Below are 18414 nucleotides of genomic sequence, written 5' to 3'. Positions count from 1 at the left end.
CTAGCGCTTGCGGCACTTTTCATTCAATTTCTTGCCCGGCACCCGCCACAGTGCTCCACCGGCCCGCGTTGCGCCACAATCGGCCCATGCTGACCCTCCAAGACATCCGCGACGCCGCCACCCGCCTGCAAGGCCACGTGCTGGACACCCCCTGTGTGGAATCCAAGACGCTCTCGCAGATCGTGGGTGCGCAGGTCTTCCTCAAGTTCGAGAACCTGCAGTTCACCGCGTCCTTCAAGGAGCGCGGCGCCTGCAACCGGCTCACGCTGCTGACGGACGAGGAGCGTGCGCGGGGTGTGGTGGCCATGAGCGCCGGCAACCATGCCCAGGGCGTGGCCTACCACGCGCAGCGCCTGGGCCTGCGCGCAGTCATCGTGATGCCGCGCTTCACGCCCGGCGTGAAGGTGGAGCGCACGCGCGGGTTTGGTGCCGAGGTGGTGTTGCATGGCGACACGCTGGAAGAAGCCCGCGCACACGCATACGCGCTGGCCGATGCGCAAGGCCTGACCTTTGTCCACCCCTACGACGACGAGGGAGTGGCTGCGGGCCAGGGCACGCTGGGCCTGGAGATGCTGCAGGCCGTGCCCGACCTGGACACCCTGGTGATTGCCGTGGGCGGCGGCGGGCTGATCTCGGGTGTGGCGACGGCGGCCAAGGCGATCAAGCCCGGCATCGAGGTCATTGGCGTGCAGACCATGCGCTTCCCGGCCATGGTCAACGCGGTGAAGGGTACGCACCACCCGCAGGGCACATCAACAATAGCCGAGGGCATTGCCGTGGGCACGCCGGGCAAGATCACGCAGGAGATCGTCAAGCGCCTGGTGGACGACCTGGTGCTGGTGGACGAGGGCGACATCGAGCAGGCGGTGCTGATGCTGCTGGAGATCGAAAAGACCCTGGTCGAAGGCGCAGGCGCCGCCGGCCTGGCGGCGCTGGTGCGCTACCCCGAACGCTTCCAGGGCAAGCGCGTGGGCCTGGTGCTGTGTGGCGGCAACATCGACCCGCTGCTGCTGGCGGCCATCATCGAGCGCGGCATGGTGCGCTCGGGGCGCCTGGCGCGCATCAAGGTCAGCGCACGCGATGTGCCCGGCGTGCTGGCGCGCATCACCGCCACCGTGGCCGACGCGGGCGCCAATATCGAGGAAGTGCACCACCAGCGCGCCTTCACCATGCTGGCCGCGCAGAACGTGGAGATCGAACTGGTGCTGCAAACCCGGGGCAAGCCCCATGTGGATGAGGTGCTGGGACAGCTGCGGGCGGCGGGCATGCAGGCCGACCTGATCTGAGACCACAGGGTTTTGCGCCCCACGCAGGTTCTCGCGGCTAGAATTGCGCAAGTTTTAAGCATCTGGAGCCCACCATGTCTGACCACAACAACTCGCACGCCCCCGCAACACCATCGAACGACCCTGTGGAAAACGTCGTTCACGTGGTCCCCGTCGTGCTGCCGGTGGTGGGCGGCATCATGATGTTCCTGCTGGCGTTCATCGCCGTGATGATGGCCTGACCGCTCCGGCAGGCCTCCACCACAGCCCCGCAGTGCGGGGTTTTTTTTCGTCCAGCCCCCACTCCCATCCTCGTTTGACCTGGAGAACCCCCATGAGACCCGGACACGCACTCGTCCTCTTTTCCGGAGGCCAAGACTCCACCACCTGCCTGGCCTGGGCCCTGGAGAACTTTGCCCATGTCGAAACCATCGGCTTTGACTATGGCCAACGCCACCATATCGAACTGCAGGCGCGGCAGACGGTGCTGTCATCGCTGCGCGCGCAGTTTCCGCAGTGGAACGCCCGGCTGGGCGAGGACCACATGCTGGACCTGGCGGTCCTGGGCCACATCAGCGACACCGCCCTGACCAGCGACACCGAGATCCAGATGACCGCCGCCGGCCTGCCCAACACTTTTGTGCCAGGGCGCAACCTGCTGTTCTTCCAGCTGGCGGCCGCCGTGGGCTACCGGCGTGGCCTGCACACCCTGGTGGGCGGCATGTGCGAGACCGACTTTTCGGGCTACCCCGACTGCCGTGACGACACGCTCAAGGCGCTGCAGGTCGCGGTGTCGCTGGGCATGGGACAGCGTTTCACCTTCGATACCCCACTCATGTGGCTGGACAAGGCCGAGACCTGGGAGCTGGCCCGGTCGCTGGGCGGGCAGGCGCTGGTCGATCTGATCGTGAACGATTCGCACACCTGCTACCACGGCGTGCGCGACACGCTGCATGCCTGGGGTTATGGCTGCGGCACCTGCCCGGCCTGCGCGCTGCGCAAAAGCGGCTATGAGCGCTGGAGCGGTGCCACGACCGCCTAGCCCCAAAGCCCACAGAGAGGGGGGCAAGAACCATGCATAAACCTATGTTATTTTTGCATGGTTTTGACCCCTGTCTGACAGACAAACCGGCGGCAGATTCATAAAATTGACATCCCAGCCGACCCGCGGAATCCGTGGAACTAGCCTCCACCCGTGGGGCTGACACACGCTCCCGCCCGCCGACTGAGCACGAAAGCCGTTTTTTCAAAGGCAGCGCTCAGCACCGCAACTGCGCCAGGCCTCGCCGTGACCCGCCCGGTCCGCTTCCTTTGAAAAAACGTTTTTTCAACTTAGGAAGCTCCCCGATGAACGCACCCACGATGCAGGGCCTGAATCTCAACGCCCCCGCTTACGTCAAAAACGCCCGGCTGCTCGCCTGGGTCGCCGACATGGCCGCCCTGTGCAAACCCGACAGCATCTACTGGTGCGATGGCTCCAAGGAAGAGTACGACCGCCTGTGCCAGCAGCTGGTCGATGCCGGCACCTTCAAGAAGCTGAACCCCGCCAAGCGCCCCGGCAGCTTCCTGGCCTGGTCCGATCCATCGGACGTGGCCCGTGTGGAAGACCGCACCTACATTTGCTCGGCCGCCAAGGAAGACGCCGGCCCCACCAACAACTGGATGGCTCCCGCTGAAATGCGCGCCACGCTGCAGCCACTGTTTGACGGCTGCATGAAGGGCCGCACCATGTACGTGGTGCCGTTCAGCATGGGCCCACTGGGCAGCCACATCGCCCACATCGGCGTGGAGCTGACCGACAGCGCCTACGTGGCCGTGAACCAGCGCCTGATGACCCGCATGGGCAAGGCCGTGTACGACGTGCTGGGTGTGGAAGGCGAGTTCGTGCCTTGCATGCACACCGTGGGCGCGCCCCTGGCCGAAGGCGAGAAGGACACGACCAGCTGGCCTTGCAACCCCAAGGTCAAGTACATCGTGCACTACCCCGAAACGCGCGAGATCTGGTCCTACGGCTCGGGCTACGGCGGCAACGCGCTGCTGGGCAAGAAGTGCCTGGCCCTGCGCATCGCATCGACCATGGGCCGCGACCAGGGCTGGCTGGCCGAGCACATGCTCATCCTGGGTGTGACCAACCCCGCCGGCAAGAAGTACCACGTGGCAGCGGCCTTCCCCAGCGCCTGCGGCAAGACCAACTTCTCGATGCTGGTGCCTCCCGAGGCGGGCTTTGCCGGCTGGAAGGTCACCACCATCGGTGATGACATCGCCTGGATCAAGCCCCATGCCGATGGCAAGATGTACGCCATCAACCCCGAGGCTGGCTACTTCGGCGTGGCTCCCGGCACCAACATGCACACCAACCCCAACTGCATGCGCAGCCTGGACAAGGACGTGATCTTCACCAACGTGGCCCTGACGGACGACGGCGACGTGTGGTGGGAAGGCATGGAAAAGGACACGGGCAAGCTGCCCGACCACCTGATCGACTGGCAAGGCAAGGACTGGACGCCCCAGATCGCCAAGGAAACTGGCGCCAAGGCCGCCCACCCCAACTCGCGCTTCACGGTGGCTGCCACCAACAACCCCGCACTGGACGCCCAGTGGGATGACGCCAATGGCGTGGCCATCGATGCCTTCATCTTCGGCGGCCGTCGCTCGACCACGGTGCCCCTGGTGACCGAAGCCCGTAGCTGGACCGAAGGTGTGTACATGGCTGCCACCATGGGCTCCGAGACCACTGCCGCTGCGTTTGGCGCCCAGGGCGTGGTGCGCCGCGACCCGTTCGCCATGCTGCCGTTCTGCGGCTACAACATGAGCGACTACTTCCAGCACTGGCTGAACATGGAAGGCAAGATTGCCGCCACCGGCAAGGCGCTGCCCAAGGTGTTCTGCGTGAACTGGTTCCGCAAGGACGAGGCTGGCAAGTTCGTCTGGCCCGGTTATGGCGACAACATGCGCGTACTCAAGTGGATGATTGACCGCATCGAAGGCCAGGCCCAAGGCCAGGAAACCATGTTCGGCGTGGCCCCGCAGTACGCAGAGATCAACTGGACGGGCCTGGACTTCAGCGCCCACAAGTTTGACGCCGTGACCAGCATCGACAAGGCGGCCTGGGCCGAAGAGTTCAAGCTGCACGATGCACACTTCGAACAGCTGGCCTACCACCTGCCAAAGGCGCTGCTCGATACCAAGGCGCAACTGCAAAAGCGTTTGGCAGCCTGACGCTGCGACATTCAGTCAAGGAAGCTGACCATTCAAAGCCGTCCCGCCCTTGCGGGGCGGCTTTTTTTCGTGCGGACACTGCAAGAACAGACTGCACGCGGGGCGCAACGGGGCATAAAAAAAGCCGTGGCGTTGGCCACGGCTTTGAATGGGAGTCTCTGCGCAGCGTGCGCCGCGCAAAATGCTTCAGTAGTACTTGCGGATGCTGTTCACAGTGGGAATGCCCATGGCATGGTTCAGTTCAGCCATGATCCGTGGGTCCTTCAGGGCGACTTGCCAGGTGCGCTGATCTTCAGCAGCGCGGCGACGGCTTTCAGCCCATGCCAGCGCAGTGCCGCGCAGCGCAACACCGGCGCGGCGGGCGGGGCTGGTCAGGAGCGCCAGGGCCGCAAAGGCCACGAGCCACAGCACCATCCAGGCAGCCAGCAGGTGGCCTTCGGTCCAGGTGTCGATGACTTGGTTGGCCACCACCAGCAGCGCGGAGACCACGGCGGCCAACAGCAGGGAGGCTGCGCCACGCGCGCCGTCAAAATGGGCGGCAGCGCTCTTCAGAGCGGCGGCTGCGTTTTCGGCCCGGACAACGCCGGGGTGTTCGGTGGGGTACTCAACGTGTGCAAAGGCGGTCATTTCGGTTTCCCTTTTCTAACGCTTGTGGCGAGATTGCCGGGCGATGGGGTGATATTAGGGTTTACCCTTTGCATGTTCAAGTTTATATTTTGAATCATTGATATTCATATCAGTGATGAATATGCTCTCGGGTGACCATGACTCCCCTGAACTTCCGCTCCCTGGACCTGAACCTGCTGCGCGTCTTTGACGAGGTGATGGCAGAGCGCAGCCTCACCCGGGCTGCGCACAAGCTGTCTATCACCCAGCCGGCCGTCAGCAATGCCATGCGGCGCCTGCGCGATGTGGTGGGCGATGAACTGGTGGTGCGCAGCGGCCAGGGGGTGGAGCCCACGCCACGTGCGCTGGCCCTGTGGCCGCCCGTGCGCGAGGCCCTGGCCCATTTGCAGGAGTCCCTGGCGCCGGGGCACTTTGACCCGGCAACGGCGGAGTCCACCTTTGTGCTGGCGATGGCCGATGCCACGGCGGCGACGCTGGTGCCGGCCCTGGTGGAGATCATCGAGCGCGAAGCCCCCGGCATCTCCATCCGCGTGCTGCCGCTGACCACGCGCGACCCCCGGCGTCTGCTCGAAGAAGAGGCGGCCGACATGGCTGTGGGTTACTTTCCAGCGGCACTGGCCGACCTCACGGCGCGGGCACAGTCCGGTGGCGTGGTCGCCTTTGAAAGCCGCCGGCTGTACGACGGCGAATACGTGTGCGTGATGCGCCAGGGCCACCCTCTGGCCGACGCGCCGCTGACGCTGGATACCTACTGCGCAGCGCGGCACATGCTGGTGAGTTTTTCGGGCCGGCCCTTTGGTTTCATCGACGAAGCCCTGGCGTCGCTGGGCCGCGAGCGCAAGGTGGTGATCACGGTCAACCAATTCTTCACGGCCGGTCGGGTGGTGTCGGGCTCGGACCTGCTGACCGTGCTGCCGCGCCACTTTGTGCCAGTGACCGGCATCGCCGACGCCTTGGTGCAACGGGCTTTGCCCCTGGACGTGCCCGCCGTGCACGTGGATGCCCTGTGGCGCCGGCGCGGCCCCCAGCAGGCTGCGATGACCTGGCTGCTGCAGGCGCTTGCACGGTCAGCACGGCGCACCTTTCCGGGGCAGGACCTGCACGGCACGCCTTAGACTGTACGGCTGATGAATATCCAGCTTTTGTCCGACCTCCATCTGGAGGCACACCCCCACTTTGTGCCCGAGCCCGCCCTTGGCGCGGATGTGCTGGTGCTGGCGGGGGACGTGGGCTCCTACCAGCAGGGCTCTCAACTGGACGACGACGACTTCGGCCTGGCCCGGTTTTCGCCGTTGTCCCAATATGCAGGCTGGCCGACCCCCGTGCTGTTTGTGCCCGGCAACCATGAGTACGACGCCCAGGACTTCGATGCCGCGCACCTGCGGCTGCGCCGGACCTGTGACCGCTTGGGCATTGCGTGGCTCGAACGTGAAACCCTGGTGCTGCAAGGCGTGCGCTTTGTCGGCACGACACTCTGGAGCGATTTCGACGCGCTGGCCGACCATGAAGGCACCACCGACCTCACGCGCCGGCTCAAGCTGCGCGACAAGGCTTTTCGCGCGGCCAACTTCTACCTGCGCAAGACCGGTGGCACGCGCCACGCGGAGCCGTTTCTGGCCGAACCCATGCGCGATCAGGCGCTGGTCTGCCAGCAGTGGCTGCGCGATGCGCTGCAGCAGCCATTTGACGGTGCCACCGTGGTTGTCACCCACTTTGCGCCCAGCCTGCGCAGCGCCGACCCCCGCTACGGCCTGGTGCCTGGCACGGCGGGGTTTTGCAACGCGCTGGACGACCTGCTGATGTACACCCCGCTGTGGCTGCACGGCCACCTGCATGCGCCCAGCGACTACACCGCCCAGGGCACGCACTGCGATGGCTCCGCCTGGCAGTGCCGGGTGGTGGCTAACCCGCTGGGTTATGCGCGCAAGGGCGAGCAGATAGCGTTTCAGCCGCGCTGCATGGTCACCGTATGATCGGTGCGCGGTTCGTACGAATCCGCCACGCGCCGAACAGAACAACATGACCCAGGTCAAGACAACAGGCACCCGCGCAGAGTAGTCTGCTTCATCCTTTTTCGGAGAACACCATGAACATCCTGCTTGCTGTCGATGGCAGCGCCTACACCAAGAAAATGCTGGCCTACCTGGCCACCCACGAAGAACTGCTGGGCGGCACCCACACCTACACCGTGCTGACGGTGCAGGCCCCGCTGCCTCCCCGTGCACGCGCCGCGCTGGGCAAGGAAGTGGTCGACAACTACCACGCTGAAGAAGCCGAAAAAATCCTCGCCCCGGTGTGCAAGTTCCTGGGCCGCCACGGGGTGGATGCCAAGCGCAGCGTCAAGGTCGGCGCGGTGGGCGAGACCATTGCCAAGGTGGCAGACACCGGCAAGTTCGACCTGCTGGTCATGGGCTCGCACGGCCATGGCGCCATCGCCACGCTGGTGATGGGCTCGGTGACCACCCAGGTGCTGGCCCACAGCAAGGTGCCGCTGCTGATCGTTCGCTGAACGCGCAGGTCCACTGCGCACAACGGCGCAACGCCCACCCCAAAGCCCTGCCTTGCAGGGCTTTTTTTCATCTCGTTACGACTAAATGGTTATTGAATAACCAATCAGTTTACTTTCGTACCAAATGGTTATACATTCGCGCCACGCCCATCTTGGCGTGTCATTTCCATCGAAACCGAGAGGAACGATCCATGAAGAAGACCCTGATTGCACTCGCTTTGACCGCTGGCGCCACCTTCAGCGCCATGGCGCAGGACATCGTCGATACCGCCGTGAAGGCGGGCAACTTCAAGACCCTGGTAGCCGCCGTGCAGGCCGCCGGTCTGGTGGACACCCTCAAGGGCCCCGGCCCGTTCACAGTGTTTGCCCCCACCGACGAAGCGTTCGCCAAGATCCCCAAGGCCACGCTGGACGGCCTGCTGGCTGACAAGGCCGCACTGACCAAGGTGCTGACCTACCACGTGGTGCCCGGCAAGGTCATGGCCAAGGATGTGAAGGCGGGCAAGGTCAAGACCGTGCAAGGCCAGGAACTCACCGTCACCACCAACATGGGCGTGATGGTGGACCAGTCCAAGGTCATCGCCGCCGACGTGGCCGCCAGCAACGGCGTGATCCATGCGATCGACACGGTGCTGATGCCCAAGTAAGCCACTGGCACCACAGCTCTTTTCACCCACCATCCAATCACGAGGAGAAGCCGCCATGAACACCGTATTCAATCGCCGCACCGTCCTGATGGCCGCCGCCCTGGGCGCCAGCACCACCCTGTTGCAGGCCTGCGGGGGCAGCGACGACGAACCCCAGCGCAACATCGTCGAACTGGCGCAAAACACCCCCGAGCTGAGCATCCTGGTCGAAGCCGTGGTCGCAGCTGGCCTGGCACCCACGCTGAGCACAGGCACGCTCACCGTGTTCGCGCCCACCAACGCGGCGTTTGCGGCGTTGCTGACCGAACTGGGCGTGACCAAGGAAGCGCTGCTGGCCAACAAGCCCCTGCTGACCGCCGTGCTGACCTACCACGTGCTGGGCAGCAAGGTGATGCGGGCTGATGTGCCTCTGGGCAAGGCGATCACGCCGGTGTCGGGCGGCTTCTTCAAGATCGAGTCGAACAACGGCCTGAAGATCACCGACGGCCGCAACCGCGTGAGCACCATCAGCAGCACCGACATCCAGGCCAGCAACGGCGTGGTGCACTTGGTGGACAAGGTGCTGCTACCCGCCGACAAGGACATTGTGGCCACGGCCTCGGCCCTGCCGGACTTCAGCATCCTCGTCGAGGCCGTAGTGGCCGCGGGCCTGGTGAGCACACTGCAAGGCGCTGGCCCTTTCACTGTGTTTGCCCCCACCAACGCCGCGTTCGCGGCGCTGCTGACCGAGCTGGGCGTGACCAAGGACGCGCTGCTGGCCAACAAGACCCTGCTGACCAAGGTGCTGACCTACCACGTGGTGCCCGCGCGCGTGCTCAAGGCCGAAGTGCCCGTCAATACCGCCATCACCACCGTGCAGGGCCAGACCTTCACCATCAACGCCAGCTTGGCGATCACCGACCAGAACATGCGCACCAGCAGCATTGTGGCCACCGACGTATTCACCAGCAACGGCGTGATCCACGTGGTGGACAAGGTGATCCTGCCGAAGTGACAGGGCCCCAGGTGCTGCGCGGCCCCACCGGCGCAGCACCCACACAGCAAAAAGCCCGGCATGCCGGGCTTTTTGCTGTGTGGCCTATGAAGCCGCCCGGCTCAACGCGCCGCCAGGCCGTCAAAACAGGTGCGCACCACCAAGTCCACGATTTCGGCGTCCGAATACTGGCCGCCTTCCTTGAGGAAGCTCACCACCGGGTCGCACGCACGCGCGTACAGGGTGTACAGCACGACCAGCGGCGGCAGCGTGGGGCTGATCACCCCTTGGGCCTGGGCCTGGGTGATCCATTCGCCGATCTGGTCGCTCACGGCCACCAGTCCGTTCAGGTAGTCCTTGTTGGCCATGAGCACCGCACGCAGCGTGGAGTTGCGGCTGGGCAGCAGGGGCATCTCGTTGGTCAGCAGGCGCTCCAGCGACCAGCGCACCAGCGCATGCAGCTTTTCCAGCGGGGGCATGTCGGCCGGCAACCCTGCCAGATAAGCCTGTACGCGCCCCAGGATCTGCACCATGGCGGCGCTGCACAGCTCTTCCTTGCTGCAGAAATGCTTGTACAGGCTGGCCTTGGCGATACCGACGGCGTTGGCCACGTCGTCCATGGTCATGGCGTCGAAGGCTTTTTCACCCAGCAGGCGGCAGGCGGACTGGAGGATGGCATCCTCGCGGGCCTGATGCATCTGCTCCTTGAAAGAGACTTTGGGTTGCGGCGTTTGCATGGCGTCCATTTTATACATTGCAGTAAAAAAATAAATGACTAAGTTGCAATGCAACTACGTCGTTCACGTTTTTGACAGCACAAACCGTGCCTTGCGCCCCGCATGTGGCGAACAGCAAGGCCGTGTCAGGACACCAGCGCCTGGGCCGCAGCGCCCGTCAGCGCTGCCGACAACGCATCCAGCAGCTCGGACTCCAGGTTCCAGCAATGCCAATAGAGCTGGATTGGCAGTGAGCGGCCTGGGGCCAGGTCCACCATGCTGCCGTCGGCCAGCGCCTGCCGCGCCATCAGCTCGGGCATCACCCCCACGGCCCAGCCAGCGGCCACCGCACGCATCTGCGCCTCAGAGCCCGGCACAAACAGGTGGTTGAGCGCCACGCGCTTGAGCCCGAACGCACGGGCCACAAACTCGGCCGCCATGTCGTCCTTGCGGTTGAACGACAGAAACGACACGTCGCGGAAGTTGTGGGGCGTCAGCCCCTGCGGCAGGTACTGCTGCGCGTAACTGGCCGACGCCACCGCCACATAGGGCATGGCCCCGAGCGGCACCATCTTGCAACCGCGCAGCGCCTGCTTGAGCGTGGTCACACAGCCCAGCACCTGGCCCGAGCGCAGCCATTCCTGCGTGAAATCCTGGTCGTCCACGATGATTTCGAGCGGCAGGCGCTGGCGCACCAGATCGTGCAGAGCACCCATGGCCCAGGTGGCGATGCTGTCGGCGTTGATGGCGATCGAGATGCGCTCGTCTTCGCGCGAGCCCCCCGGCGCGCTGGGCGCCAGCTCCTGCAGGTCGCGCTCCAGGTCGGCGCGCAACAGGCGCATCTGCTTGGTGTGCTTGAGCAGCAGCTGCCCGGCCGACGTGGGCCGCAGCGGGCGGCTGCGCACGATGAGCACCGAGCCCACCTGCGCCTCCAGCGCGCGCAGGCGCTGCGAGACGGCCGACTGCGTGACGTTCAGGCGCTGCGCGGCGCGCTCGAAGCCGCCCTCTTCAACGATGGCGGCAAGGCATTCCAGGGCGGCGGGATCGTAGGTGCTCATGGTCTCGGGCTCGAACAAAAGAGGGTTGTCTCCGCAGCGCTATTCATTAGGTGCGCTGATGTTTTTGGAGTAAGTTTAATTTTGCTTTTAGTTGAATGCAATGTCGCGCACACTGCGCCCCATCGTGTCCCGCACTGGGGCGTGTGGCACGCAAAGGCTCACAAGGCATTCCGCATATGAAAACCATTGTTCTCGGCGCCGGCATCATCGGCATCAGCACGGCGTGGCACCTGCTGGAACGCGGTCACGAAGTCATCGTGATCGACCGCCAGCCCGATGCAGCACTCGAAACCAGCTTTGCCAATGCGGCACAGATCTCGGTGAGCTACTGCGAGCCCTGGGCCAACCGCGAGGCGCCGCTCAAGGCGCTCAAGTGGATGTTCGACAAGGAAGCGCCGCTGCTGTTTCGCCCGCAGATGGACTGGCAGCAATGGCGCTGGGGCCTGCAGTTCCTCGCGCAGTGCAACGACGCGGCGTTCGAGCGGAACGTGGCGCAAATTGTGGCGCTGGGCGCCTACAGCCATGCGGCACTGAAGGACCTGGTGAAAACCACGGGCATCGAATACAACCGGCTCGAACGCGGCATTGCCCACTTCTACACCGACCAGAAATCCTTCGACGCCGCAGGCCACGCGGTCGAACTGATGCGCAAGCACGGCGTACAGCGCCGCCTGGTGAGCCGCGACGAGCTGCTGCAGATCGAACCGGCCTTCAAGGCCTATGGCGACAAGATCACTGGCGGCACCTACACCAGCACCGACGAGAGCGGCGATGCACGGGTCTTCACCCAGGAACTGGCCCGCCGCTGCGCAGCGCGCGGCGCGCAGTTCCTGTACGGCCACGATGTGCTGCGCCTGAACAAAATCGGCAATGCTATTGATTCAGTAGCAGTCATGCCAAATTCCACTAGCGCAAGCGGCAAAAAAGACTTCATATTGAAGGCGGACGCCATCGTGGTGGCCTGCGGCTCGTACAGCGCACCGCTGCTGCGCAGCGTGGGCGTGGACCTGCCGATCTACCCTGGCAAGGGCTACAGCGCGACCTTCCCGCTGCTCAAGCCCGAGGGCGCTCCCATGGTCTCCACCATCGACGACGGCAAGAAGATTGCCATGAGCCGGCTGGGCAACCACCTGCGCGTGGCGGGCACCATCGAGCTCAACGGCTGGGACCTGACACTCGACAGCTCCCTGGCCCGCGCGCGCTGCCACATGCTCTCGCGCCGCATCGAGGCCATCCTGCCCGGCGTGTGCGACACCCGCACGCCCGAGGAAGGCGGCAACCCGCAGTACTGGACCGGCCTGCGCCCCGCCACGCCCACCAACATCCCGTTCATCGGCCGCACCCGCGTGGGCAAGCTCTGGGTCAACGCGGGCCACGGCACGCTGGGTTGGACGCACGGTGCAGGCTCGGGCAAGGCCCTGGCCGAGCTGATCAGCGGCGAGCAGCCTGCGATGAACTTTGGTTTTCTGGGTGCCGAAGCCGTGCGCGCGCCGCGCGCCGTGGTCGCGGCCTGACGTAGCGGCTCCTGCAGACACGGGCCGGTGCCGCTACGATGCCGGCCATGTCTGCACCCCATTACCTCTTCCTCACCACCTCCACCCGCGAACCCGGCCACCTCGGCAACACCGAATGGCTGGCGCGGCAGGCCGCCGCCGCCCTGCCTGCGGGCACGGAGCAAACCTGGCACCACCTCGCACGCATGCAGTTGCCGCCCTTTGTGGACCAGCGCCACACCACCGGCACCTACGCACCGCCTGAGGGCGACATGAAAACCCTTCTGGACGCCACGCTGGCCGCCAGCCACATTGTTTGGGTGGCGCCGGTGTACTGGTACAGCATCCCCTCGCCGCTCAAAACCTACCTCGACCAGTGGAGCGCCTGGATGCGCGTGCCCGGCCTGGACTTCAAGGACGCCATGGGCCGCAAGACGCTGTTGCTCATCACCACCAGCGGCGATCGCACCAAGGCCCAGCCCATGATCGATTCGGTGGCGCTGTGTGCTCAGTTCCTGTCCATGACCTGGGGCGGCGCCCTGTGGGGCAAGGGCGGCCCCCCGGGCGCCGTGCAGGCCGATGCGCAGGCGGTGGAGGCGGCCAGCCGCTTCCTGGTCACACCCGCGGCAGGCTGATCTCAGAGCCTGTGGACAATCTAGCAGGGGATCGTCAACGAGCTCTCACCGGTCCAGCGAAGCACGCTGGGCCACTATGCCCAGCCATTCATGCAGCGCCAGGCTGCTGTCGGACAGGGCCGATGCGCGGGGCAGCACGCGATAGAGCTTGCGTGACTGCCCCCCTTTGAAGCCCATGGGCGCAGGCAGCACCTGCAGCCCGGCGTGTTCAAAGTCCTTCGCCGCCCGAACCATGTGCCAGCCGTGGGTGACAAGCGCAATGCGCTCGATGCCCGAGGCCTTGAGCAGCACAGCCGATTTTTCGGCGTTGTTGCGGGTGTCGAGGGACTCCACTTCGGTCCAGCGCACGCGGCCCTTGAACTCCCGCTCCACCACATCCTTCATCACCAGGGCCTCGGCCCGTGTGCCGCCCGTGGAGCCCCCCGTGGCCAGAATGGGCAGGCCGGTCTGCTGCTGCAGGTAGGCGGCATAGCGAACCCGCTCGCGTGCGCCCCGGCTGAGCACGTCCACCCCGTATTCGGGCGCCACGGTGTCGGCGCCGCCACCCAGCACCACGATGGCCTGCACCTTCGCCTCGGGCAACTGGCGCGGCGTGACGGCGGGGTAGCGCTCGAGGCTGCGCACCAGCGCGTCCGACACCGGCGGCCAGGACAACACCAGCACCGACAACAGCGACAGCACCACCAGCGTGTTGCCAGTGCGACGGTGGTAGCGCGCCAGCCACAGGCCAAACAGCGCCAGCACGATGCTGGACACCGGCGGCAACAGCAGCGCAGACAGAATTTTCTTGAGGGCAAACAACATGGAGAAAGAAGGCAGCGTTCATGCCCGGGCGCGGCGGCCGGGCGAGCCAAGATCAAATGGGTCAGTGCAGCGTGCGCCGGTGGGCCAGAAAATCGAGCAGCGCAGCGTCAAACCCCTCGGGGTCTTCCAGCTGGGGCCAATGCCCCACATGCGGCAGCAGCACCGTCTGCGCATCGGGCAACACCTGGGCCAGCGCCTGCAAGGCTGCGGGGGGAGTGCACCGGTCCTGATCACCGCCCACCAGCAGCACCGGCATGGCCAGGTGCGCCAGCGCGGCAGCGCCCCGGTCAAACGTGGGCAGGGCCTCCAGGGCGCGGCGGTAAGCGCCCGGGAACACCTGGCCCAGTGCATGGCCCGCCAGCCGCACGCCTTCGGGCAGGGCGCCGGTGCCGATGCACTGCGGCACCAGGGTCTGTGCCAGTTGTTCCATGCTGCCGCCCGCATCCAGGGCCTTGAGGGCCTGCTCGCGCGGTGCCACCCAGTCTTGCACGGCCTGGGCATCCAGCGCCGGGCCGCCCGCGCACAGCACCATGCGGCGCACCTTGGACGCATCGCGCACCGCAGCCTCCAGCGCCACCATGGCGCCCATGCCGTGGCCGACCAGCGTGACGGGACCACAACGCAGCGCGTCGATCAGCGCCAGACAGCTTTGTGCCAGTGCCTTGAAGGTGTAGGGCTCCACGGGCGCACTGCGGCCATAACCTGGCATGTCCCAGGCCACAGCCCGGTATCCAGCGGTGGCCAGGGTCTCCACCTGGGGCGCAAAGGTGAGGTGGTCGCCGTCGGCATCGTGCAGCATGAGCACGGTGGGGCCGGAGCCGAGGGTGGTGAAGGTAGGGAGCAGTGCAGCCATGCGGTGAAAAGCAGAAGTAAACCCCGCAACAGCGCAGCGGAGGGTGGCGCCTGATAATAGGTCCTGTTGCTTGCCCCCACGCCGCCACCGCTGGCGCCGCTTTTGTGAACCCATCGCTCCCCCGCCCCGCCCTCGCCCTGCCGCCGAGCTTTTCGACCCGCGAATTCCGCAATGCGCTGGGCATGTTCGCCACGGGTGTGACCATCGTGACCGCCCGCAATGCCGCGGGTGAACTGGTGGGGCTCACGGCCAGCTCGTTCAATTCGGTGTCGCTGGAGCCCCCGCTGGTGCTGTGGAGCCTGTCGCATGGCGCCAGCACCATGCCGGCGTTTGCCAACGGCTCACACTACGCCATCCATGTGCTGGCAGCGGACCAGAAAGACCTGGCCGAACGGTTCGCCACCCGCGGCATCGACCGCTGGGCCGGCCTGGAGCACCGCCCCGGTATCAGCGGCGCGCCGCTGCTGGCCGGTGCCGCCGCCACGTTCGAGTGCTTCAACCGCAGCCAGTACAAGGAGGGTGACCACACCATCTTCGTGGGCGAGGTGGAGCGCTGCGAGCACCGCGAGGGCGCGTCGCCCCTGCTGTACCACGGCGGCAAGTTCTACACCGAGCACCCGCTGTGACGGCGCCCTTCATCGTCGTACGCCACGTGAACGTCGGCTCCGCCCGCCGCCTGAAGGTGGGCGAGCGGTCGGTGCTCACCGCCATCGGCAAAACATCCGTCACTGGCCCCGTGGCCCTGGGCCCACTGGGGCTGGCGGGTGACGAGCAGGCCGACCTGAGCGTGCACGGCGGTCTGGCCAAGGCGGTGTATGCCTACCCCGCTGCGCACTATGCGTTCTGGCAGGCCCAACGCCGCGAACGGGGCGTGAGCCTGTTCGACGAGGCGCTGCCACCAGGCTTCATGGGCGAAAACCTCACCATTGACGGGCCACTGGAACATGAGGTGTTTGTGGGCGACGAGTGGCATTTCCCGGACTGCGTGCTGCGCGTGACGGCGCCTCGCGAGCCCTGCTTCAAGTTCAATGCCGTGATGGGTTTTGCCCAGGCCGGCCGCGCCATGGCGGTGGCGGGCTGCTGCGGCTACTACCTGGCGGTGGACCGGCCTGGCACCATCGCCGCTGGGCAGACCGCCACGCTGGTCGCGGGGCAACGCGGGCTGAGCATTGCCCAGGCATTTGCGGGCAAGTTCGCCAAGCACGCACGCTGACCCGGCTGCGGCAGCATTCGCGCGCCGCACTCCACCCAGGTTATTCCGTGATCACCAGCTGGCGCGCCTGCGCCTGCAGCTGTGGGAACACCTTGCCCACCAGCTGCAGCTGCGCCGCCATGAGGCTGTGCGCACTGGGCGCTGCCGGTACCGTGCCCCACTCGCGCAGCACCCGGGCCACTGCCGGGGCGCTGTGGGACTTGCGCACCCGGCCTGACTGCTGCGCGCGCTCCAGCTCCAGCGCCAGTTGCTGCAGGGACGCCAGCAGGCTTTGCGCAAGTTCACGCGTGGCCTCGTCCATGGGCTGGGCCGCCGCACCACCGCGCTGGGCCCCCAGGGCCGACAGGTAGTTGAGCTGGGTGTGCGACAGGCAAAGGAAATGCCCCACCACCTCGGCGTTGCCACGTACATGCAAGGGCTCCTTGAGCATGGCGCTGTACGAGTTGGACAGTGCGGCATCCGCATTGTGGGCATTGCGCCGGGCCAGGCGGTAGGCCAGGTGGTCGCACTTGCCACCTTGGTACTGCGCCAGGATCTCCCGCAGGTACAACGCCTGGGTCTGCAGCACCTGGGCGGCCAGCCGGGGCCAGTGGCGCGACTGCCACGACGGCAGCACCAGCCATGAGGCGACGGCGGCGATCACGCAGCCGACCACGGTATCGAGCAGGCGCGCGGAGATCACGCCGCTGGCCGCGCCCATCTGGTGAAAGCTGAGCAGCAACAAGGTGGTGACAGCCGCCGTAGCCAAGGTATAGCGGGTGTGCCGCGCCCCAAAAAACACCGCGCCCCCCAGCACCAGCAAGGCGGCCTGCACCAGCTCGCCCGGAAACAGCTGGATCACCGCCCACCCCAGCGCAAGCCCCATGGCAGTGCCCTTGGCGCGCTCCATCAGCCGCGTCTGCGTGGCCGCGTACTGCGGCTGGCTCACGAACACGATGGTCAGCAAGATCCAGTACCCGTGCGGATCGGCCGTGGCCTGCATGAGGGCAAAGCCCACCATGAGGGACAGGCTCAGCCGCAGGCTGTGGCGCAGCCAGGGAGACTGCAGCTGCCAATGCGATCGCAGGCGTGCCCCGGCATCGCGCAGGCTGCGGGGCTCGCGGTCAAACAGTGCGTGGTCCACCGCCACTTCGGCGTTGCCAGCTGGCAGCGCCAGCGCACCGGCAAACACCCCGGCCAGCGCGGTCAGGTTGTCGGCCAACGCATGCAGTGACCGCAACGCCCGGGACTGGGCGGGAAGGGACGCGGCACCGGCGGGCTGCGCCTGGGACTGCAGGTGCGCCACGGCGGCCTGCATGTCCTCAATGGCACGGGCCGTCACGCCCCAGTGCTGGGGCACCGACTGCGCCTCGATGGCCACCGACAGCTTGAGCGCCTGTTCGCCCAGCAGCGTGAGCACGCGCTGGCAGCGGTACAGCACGTCGCTGTGAAAGAACGACTGGGCAAGCAGGTCGTAATGCTCGTGGGACGAACTCACGCGCTCATGCACGTCCTGCGCCGCCAGGTACTGGTGCATGGCCGTTTGCAGCCACAGCGGGGGGGCGCTCGCACCCATGCGGCTGATCAGGCTCTCCTTGGTGGCGTTGAGGGCGTCCACCACGCGGCCGTTGTGCAGCGCCAGCGCCATGCGGCGGCGCTCCAGGTCTACATCCCGCACCGGCTCCAGCAACAGCGCCTTCAGGCGCAGGTATTCGCCCAGCATGGCGTAGAGCTTGGCCAGGCGGTAGCGCACCGGTGCACGCAGCAGCACGGCATGCCACAGCACCGACACCACGCCGTACCAGGCCGCACCCGCCAGCATGCGGGGGATGGCGTCACCCGCACCCGCACGGCTGCTGTGGGCGGCCAGCCCCGCATAGATGAACAGGATGAGCGACCCAAAGGCAATGGCACGGTAGCGCTCGCTCAGCGCCCCCAGCATGGTGATGCCGAAGGCCAGCAGCGCCATCACCCCCATCAGCACCCAGGGCCAGGACACTGCGGCCCAGACGGCCCCGGCCATGAGGCCAAAACACGCCAGCGCCAGGCACTGCGCCCGTAGGCGTCCGCGCCAGCTGTCATCGGTTTCGGTGAGCGCGCTGGCGATCACGCCCAGCAGCACGGGCATCAGCTCAGCCTGCCAGTCGGCCCACCAGCCATAGGCCAGCACGGCAGCCAGGGCTACCAAGGCACGCGCGCCGCGCGTGACGCCCTCATGGTTGCGTGCACGCTGCCAGCTGAGTTTCCAGGTTGTGTCCACAGGAGCCTTGTTGCCGAGAGATTAGGGATTACCCTAGTACATCTAGCAATTGTCAGGCCAAATCAGATGCCGCCAGCCCAAAAAGAAACCCTGCCGCGCAGGTTGCGGGGCAGGGTCTGGGGCGACGCAGGGGCACGATGGGAGTGCGTGGCCCTGTGGCAGT

General features: G+C 66.1%; 19 protein-coding genes. 13 read left to right on the top strand and 6 right to left on the bottom strand.

The features are described 5' to 3' along the window. The first annotated feature begins 86 nt into the window (after nt 1-86). The 4 genes from ASC83_RS01730 (at nt 87) to ASC83_RS01720 (ending at nt 4484) form a co-directional block, all read left to right on the top strand. Nucleotides 87-1286 (top strand): threonine ammonia-lyase, encoded by a 1200-nt coding sequence (locus tag ASC83_RS01730; RefSeq protein WP_056057095.1) that lies wholly within the window; start codon nt 87-89, stop codon nt 1284-1286. A gap of 74 nt (nt 1287-1360) precedes the next feature. Next, entirely contained in the window at nt 1361-1507 is a 147-nt protein-coding gene (locus ASC83_RS24120; RefSeq protein WP_199737436.1) for a hypothetical protein, read from the top strand. Nucleotides 1508-1599: 92 nt separating this feature from the next. Continuing rightward, a complete protein-coding gene (gene queC, locus ASC83_RS01725) occupies nt 1600-2307 on the top strand; it encodes a 7-cyano-7-deazaguanine synthase QueC (RefSeq protein WP_056057093.1) in 708 nt (235 codons plus the stop codon). 305 nt (nt 2308-2612) lie between these two features. Then, nucleotides 2613-4484, top strand: coding sequence for a phosphoenolpyruvate carboxykinase (GTP) (locus tag ASC83_RS01720; RefSeq protein ID WP_056057091.1), 1872 nt, complete (start codon nt 2613-2615; stop codon nt 4482-4484). 186 nt (nt 4485-4670) lie between these two features. Here the strand turns inward: ASC83_RS01720 and ASC83_RS01715 are convergent, their stop codons facing one another. Continuing rightward, the gene (locus ASC83_RS01715; protein ID WP_056057089.1) at nt 4671-5111 is read right to left on the bottom strand and encodes a hypothetical protein; all 441 of its coding nucleotides are present in this window, start codon (nt 5109-5111) and stop codon (nt 4671-4673) included. Nucleotides 5112-5248: 137 nt separating this feature from the next. Between ASC83_RS01715 and ASC83_RS01710 the strand changes: the two genes are divergently transcribed. The 5 genes from ASC83_RS01710 to ASC83_RS01690 all read left to right on the top strand — a co-directional run bounded on the left by ASC83_RS01710 (nt 5249) and on the right by ASC83_RS01690 (nt 9261). Then, nucleotides 5249-6226 carry a LysR family transcriptional regulator gene (locus ASC83_RS01710; RefSeq protein ID WP_015012001.1) on the top strand — a complete coding sequence of 326 codons (978 nt, stop codon included), beginning with the start codon at nt 5249-5251 and terminating at the stop codon, nt 6224-6226. Between the two features lie 12 nt (nt 6227-6238). Then, a complete protein-coding gene (locus ASC83_RS01705) occupies nt 6239-7084 on the top strand; it encodes a metallophosphoesterase (RefSeq protein ID WP_056057087.1) in 846 nt (281 codons plus the stop codon). Between the two features lie 113 nt (nt 7085-7197). Further along, entirely contained in the window at nt 7198-7620 is a 423-nt protein-coding gene (locus ASC83_RS01700) for a universal stress protein (protein WP_015011999.1), read from the top strand. A 191-nt stretch (nt 7621-7811) separates the two neighbouring features. Beyond that, entirely contained in the window at nt 7812-8267 is a 456-nt protein-coding gene (locus ASC83_RS01695) for a fasciclin domain-containing protein (RefSeq protein ID WP_056057084.1), read from the top strand. Nucleotides 8268-8322: 55 nt separating this feature from the next. After that, on the top strand, nt 8323-9261 hold the full coding sequence (locus ASC83_RS01690; RefSeq protein ID WP_056057081.1) for a fasciclin domain-containing protein: 939 nt from the start codon (nt 8323-8325) through the stop codon (nt 9259-9261). Nucleotides 9262-9362: 101 nt separating this feature from the next. Here the strand turns inward: ASC83_RS01690 and ASC83_RS01685 are convergent, their stop codons facing one another. Continuing rightward, on the bottom strand, nt 9363-9986 hold the full coding sequence (locus ASC83_RS01685; RefSeq protein ID WP_082522288.1) for a TetR/AcrR family transcriptional regulator: 624 nt from the start codon (nt 9984-9986) through the stop codon (nt 9363-9365). Nucleotides 9987-10102: 116 nt separating this feature from the next. Further along, entirely contained in the window at nt 10103-11014 is a 912-nt protein-coding gene (locus ASC83_RS01680) for a LysR family transcriptional regulator ArgP (protein ID WP_056057711.1), read from the bottom strand. A gap of 176 nt (nt 11015-11190) precedes the next feature. Here ASC83_RS01680 and ASC83_RS01675 point away from each other — a divergent pair, with 176 nt between their 5' ends. Together ASC83_RS01675 and ASC83_RS01670 are read left to right on the top strand one after the other, a co-directional pair. Continuing rightward, nucleotides 11191-12528, top strand: coding sequence for a D-amino acid dehydrogenase (locus ASC83_RS01675; RefSeq protein WP_056057079.1), 1338 nt, complete (start codon nt 11191-11193; stop codon nt 12526-12528). Between the two features lie 38 nt (nt 12529-12566). After that, on the top strand, nt 12567-13142 hold the full coding sequence (locus tag ASC83_RS01670; protein WP_056057077.1) for a flavodoxin family protein: 576 nt from the start codon (nt 12567-12569) through the stop codon (nt 13140-13142). 45 nt (nt 13143-13187) lie between these two features. Here the strand turns inward: ASC83_RS01670 and ASC83_RS01665 are convergent, their stop codons facing one another. Continuing rightward, nucleotides 13188-13946, bottom strand: coding sequence for a YdcF family protein (locus tag ASC83_RS01665; RefSeq protein WP_056057075.1), 759 nt, complete (start codon nt 13944-13946; stop codon nt 13188-13190). A 61-nt stretch (nt 13947-14007) separates the two neighbouring features. Continuing rightward, entirely contained in the window at nt 14008-14799 is a 792-nt protein-coding gene (locus tag ASC83_RS01660) for an alpha/beta fold hydrolase (RefSeq protein WP_056057073.1), read from the bottom strand. Between the two features lie 104 nt (nt 14800-14903). On the opposite strand from ASC83_RS01660, the gene ASC83_RS01655 reads away from it, so the two are divergent. Then, nucleotides 14904-15425, top strand: a complete 522-nt coding sequence (locus ASC83_RS01655) for a flavin reductase family protein (RefSeq protein WP_015011990.1) — start codon at nt 14904-14906, stop codon at nt 15423-15425. Continuing rightward, nucleotides 15422-16012 (top strand): MOSC domain-containing protein, encoded by a 591-nt coding sequence (locus tag ASC83_RS01650; protein ID WP_056057072.1) that lies wholly within the window; start codon nt 15422-15424, stop codon nt 16010-16012. Before ASC83_RS01655 ends, ASC83_RS01650 begins: the two co-directional genes overlap by 4 nt. A gap of 40 nt (nt 16013-16052) precedes the next feature. On the opposite strand, the gene yccS is transcribed toward ASC83_RS01650, so the two are convergent. Then, on the bottom strand, nt 16053-18251 hold the full coding sequence (yccS, locus tag ASC83_RS01645; RefSeq protein WP_056057070.1) for a YccS family putative transporter: 2199 nt from the start codon (nt 18249-18251) through the stop codon (nt 16053-16055). Nucleotides 18252-18414 lie beyond the last annotated feature (163 nt).

The organism is Acidovorax sp. Root402, assembly GCF_001425125.1.
GTDB classification, from domain to species: domain Bacteria; phylum Pseudomonadota; class Gammaproteobacteria; order Burkholderiales; family Burkholderiaceae_C; genus Acidovorax; species Acidovorax delafieldii.
This window is presented reverse-complemented; position numbering and strand designations above follow the sequence as displayed.

Excerpts from the sequence above, each read along its gene's own strand:
- ASC83_RS01680 (WP_056057711.1), bottom strand. The coding sequence starts at position 11,014 with ATGAGCACCTACGATCCCGCCGCCCTGGAATGCCTTGCCGCCATCGTT.
- queC (WP_056057093.1), top strand. The coding sequence starts at position 1,600 with ATGAGACCCGGACACGCACTCGTCCTCTTTTCCGGAGGCCAAGACTCC.
- ASC83_RS01720 (WP_056057091.1), top strand. The coding sequence starts at position 2,613 with ATGAACGCACCCACGATGCAGGGCCTGAATCTCAACGCCCCCGCTTAC.
- ASC83_RS01700 (WP_015011999.1), top strand. The coding sequence starts at position 7,198 with ATGAACATCCTGCTTGCTGTCGATGGCAGCGCCTACACCAAGAAAATG.
- ASC83_RS01710 (WP_015012001.1), top strand. The coding sequence starts at position 5,249 with ATGACTCCCCTGAACTTCCGCTCCCTGGACCTGAACCTGCTGCGCGTC.
- ASC83_RS24120 (WP_199737436.1), top strand. The coding sequence starts at position 1,361 with ATGTCTGACCACAACAACTCGCACGCCCCCGCAACACCATCGAACGAC.
- ASC83_RS01730 (WP_056057095.1), top strand. The coding sequence starts at position 87 with ATGCTGACCCTCCAAGACATCCGCGACGCCGCCACCCGCCTGCAAGGC.
- ASC83_RS01665 (WP_056057075.1), bottom strand. The coding sequence starts at position 13,946 with ATGTTGTTTGCCCTCAAGAAAATTCTGTCTGCGCTGCTGTTGCCGCCG.
- ASC83_RS01660 (WP_056057073.1), bottom strand. The coding sequence starts at position 14,799 with ATGGCTGCACTGCTCCCTACCTTCACCACCCTCGGCTCCGGCCCCACC.
- ASC83_RS01695 (WP_056057084.1), top strand. The coding sequence starts at position 7,812 with ATGAAGAAGACCCTGATTGCACTCGCTTTGACCGCTGGCGCCACCTTC.
- ASC83_RS01705 (WP_056057087.1), top strand. The coding sequence starts at position 6,239 with ATGAATATCCAGCTTTTGTCCGACCTCCATCTGGAGGCACACCCCCAC.
- ASC83_RS01685 (WP_082522288.1), bottom strand. The coding sequence starts at position 9,986 with ATGGACGCCATGCAAACGCCGCAACCCAAAGTCTCTTTCAAGGAGCAG.
- ASC83_RS01690 (WP_056057081.1), top strand. The coding sequence starts at position 8,323 with ATGAACACCGTATTCAATCGCCGCACCGTCCTGATGGCCGCCGCCCTG.
- ASC83_RS01670 (WP_056057077.1), top strand. The coding sequence starts at position 12,567 with ATGCCGGCCATGTCTGCACCCCATTACCTCTTCCTCACCACCTCCACC.
- ASC83_RS01715 (WP_056057089.1), bottom strand. The coding sequence starts at position 5,111 with ATGACCGCCTTTGCACACGTTGAGTACCCCACCGAACACCCCGGCGTT.
- ASC83_RS01675 (WP_056057079.1), top strand. The coding sequence starts at position 11,191 with ATGAAAACCATTGTTCTCGGCGCCGGCATCATCGGCATCAGCACGGCG.